General features: G+C 73.0%; 3 protein-coding genes. All 3 read left to right on the plus strand.

Features of this window, described 5'->3' with window-relative positions; genetic code table 11:
- The first annotated feature begins 5 nt into the window (after positions 1-5).
- Positions 6-1,337: a 3-phosphoshikimate 1-carboxyvinyltransferase gene (aroA, locus tag CCN44_RS35610; protein ID WP_086702696.1), complete on the plus strand. Its 1,332-nt coding sequence runs from the start codon at positions 6-8 to the stop codon at positions 1,335-1,337.
- A gap of 11 nt (positions 1,338-1,348) precedes the next feature.
- Positions 1,349-2,359, plus strand: coding sequence for a ribosome small subunit-dependent GTPase A (gene rsgA, locus CCN44_RS35615; protein ID WP_086702700.1), 1,011 nt, complete (start codon positions 1,349-1,351; stop codon positions 2,357-2,359).
- A gap of 84 nt (positions 2,360-2,443) precedes the next feature.
- The coding region (locus tag CCN44_RS35620) for a DMT family transporter (RefSeq protein ID WP_244204018.1) at positions 2,444-2,644 on the plus strand (201 nt) is incomplete at its 3' end.

The following is a 2,644-nucleotide window of genomic DNA, read 5'->3' on the forward strand; positions in this document are numbered from 1 at the left end:
GCCCCATGGCCCCGAACACCGCCCCTCCCGCCCTCTGGCCCGCCCCGCACGCGAGCGGAGCCGTCGACGCGACGGTCCACGTGCCGGGGTCCAAGTCGGTCACCAACCGCGCCCTGGTCCTGGCCGCCCTGGCCTCCGAGCCCGGCTGGCTGCGCCGCCCGCTGCGGTCCCGGGACACCCTGCTGATGGCCGGGGCCCTGCGGGCCATGGGCGTGGAGATCGAGGAGACGGTGTCGTCCAGCTCCTCCGCCGGGGGCGGTACCGGCGAGGCCTGGCGGGTGCTGCCCACGGGCCTGCGCGGCCCGGCCACGGTCGACGTCGGCAACGCGGGCACGGTGATGCGGTTCCTGCCGCCGGTGGCCGCGCTGGCCGACGGCCCGATCCGGTTCGACGGGGACCCGCGGTCGTACGAGCGTCCCCTCCACGGTGTGATCGACGCGCTGCGGGTGCTCGGCGCCCGGATCGACGACGACGGCCGGGGCGCGCTGCCGCTGACCGTGCACGGCGGCGGGGCGCTGGACGGCGGCCCCGTGTCGATCGACGCCTCCTCGTCGTCGCAGTTCGTGTCGGCGCTGCTGCTCTCGGGCCCCCGCTTCAACCAGGGCGTCGAGGTCCGCCACACCGGAGCCTCGCTGCCGTCGATGCCGCACATCCGGATGACGGTCGACATGCTGCGCGCGGTCGGCGCCCAGGTGGACACCCCGGAGTCGGGCGGCGAGCCGAACGTGTGGCGGGTGACGCCGGGTGCGCTGCTCGGCCGGGACCTGACGATCGAGCCGGACCTGTCCAACGCGCAGCCGTTCCTGGCGGCGGCCCTGGTCACCGGTGGCAAGGTGCTGATCCCGGACTGGCCGTCCCGCACCACCCAGCCGGGTGACCGGCTGCGGGAGATCTTCACCGAGATGGGCGGCAGCTGTGAACTCACCGATTACGGGCTGGAGTTCACCGGTTCGGGTGCGATCCACGGTATCGACGTGGACCTGGGCGACGTGGGCGAGCTGACCCCGGGCATCGCGGCGGTCGCCGCCCTCGCCGACTCCCCCTCGACGCTGCGGGGCGTGGCCCATCTGCGGCTGCACGAGACGGACCGGCTGGCCGCGCTCACCAAGGAGATCAACGAGCTGGGCGGTGACGTCACCGAGACGGCCGACGGGCTGCACATCCGCCCGCGCCCGCTGCACGGCGGGATCTTCCACACCTACGAGGACCACCGCATGGCGACCGCCGGCGCGGTCATCGGCCTGGCGGTCGAGGGCGTGCAGATCGAGAACGTGGCGACGACGGCGAAGACCCTGCCGGACTTCCCCGAGCTGTGGACCGGGATGCTCGGGCAGTAGGGACGGACGTCATGCGCCGCTACGGCAAGCACACCGACGAGGACGACATCCGCAGCCGTCCCAACCGCAAGGGCAACCGGCCGCGGACGAACATCCGGCCCAAGCACGAGGACGCGGCCGAGGGGATGGTCCTCACCGTCGACCGGGGCCGGCTGACCTGTCTGGTCGAGGACCGGACCGTGCTGGCGATGAAGGCCCGCGAGCTGGGCCGCAAGGCGGCCGTGGTCGGGGACCGGGTGGCCCTGGTCGGGGACCTGTCCGGCAAGAAGGACACGCTCGCGCGGATCGTCCGCATCGAGGAGCGCACGTCGGTGCTGCGCCGCACCGCCGACGACGACGATCCGTACGAGCGGGTGGTCGTCGCCAACGCCGACCAGCTGGCGATCGTCACCGCGCTCGCCGACCCCGAGCCCCGCCCCCGGCTGATCGACCGCTGCCTGGTCGCCGCCTACGACGGCGGTCTGGAGCCGCTGCTGGTGCTGACCAAGTCGGACCTGGCGTCGCCGGACAAGCTGCTGGAGCTGTACGGCGACCTGGACATCCCGTACGTCGTCACCAGCCGGGAGGAGCTGGAGAACGGCGACGCGGCGGACCGGGTGCGGGCGCACCTGGACGGCAAGATCACCGCGTTCGTGGGCCACTCGGGGGTCGGCAAGACCACGCTGGTCAACGCGCTGGTGCCGGAGGAGCGCCGGCGGGTGACGGGCCATGTGAACGCGGTGACGGGCCGCGGCCGGCACACCACGACCTCCGCCCTGGCCCTGCCGCTGACCGGCACGGACGGCTGGGTGGTCGACACCCCGGGCGTGCGTTCCTTCGGTCTGGCCCACATCGACCCGTCCCGGGTGATCCACGCCTTCCCCGACCTCGAAGCCGGTACGGCGGGCTGCCCGCGCGCGTGCAGCCACGACGAGCCGGACTGCGCGCTGGACGCGTGGGTCGAGGAGGGGCACGCGGACCCGGCGCGGCTGTACTCGCTGCGCCGGCTGCTGGCCACCCGGGAACGCAGGGAAGGCGACTGAGCCTGGCGTTGTTTGCCGTGACGTGAGTCCGGTAAGTGCATAATCGCACCGAGCCGGAGAGCCGGACCAACGGGAGGACAGCACATGGCGTGGCTGCTGGTCATAGTCGCCGGGATTCTGGAGACCGGTTTCGCCGTGTGCCTGAAGCTGTCGCACGGGTTCACACGCCTCTGGCCGACGATCGCCTTCGCGACGTTCGCGCTGGGCAGCTTCGGTCTGCTCACCCTGTCCCTGAAGAAGCTGGACGTCGGCCCCGCCTACGCGGTGTGGACCGGCATCGGCGCG

The organism is Streptomyces tricolor (assembly GCF_002155905.1).
GTDB lineage: Bacteria > Actinomycetota > Actinomycetes > Streptomycetales > Streptomycetaceae > Streptomyces > Streptomyces tricolor.

Excerpts from the sequence above, each read along its gene's own strand:
- rsgA (WP_086702700.1), top strand. The coding sequence starts at position 1,349 with ATGCGCCGCTACGGCAAGCACACCGACGAGGACGACATCCGCAGCCGT.
- aroA (WP_086702696.1), top strand. The coding sequence starts at position 6 with ATGGCCCCGAACACCGCCCCTCCCGCCCTCTGGCCCGCCCCGCACGCG.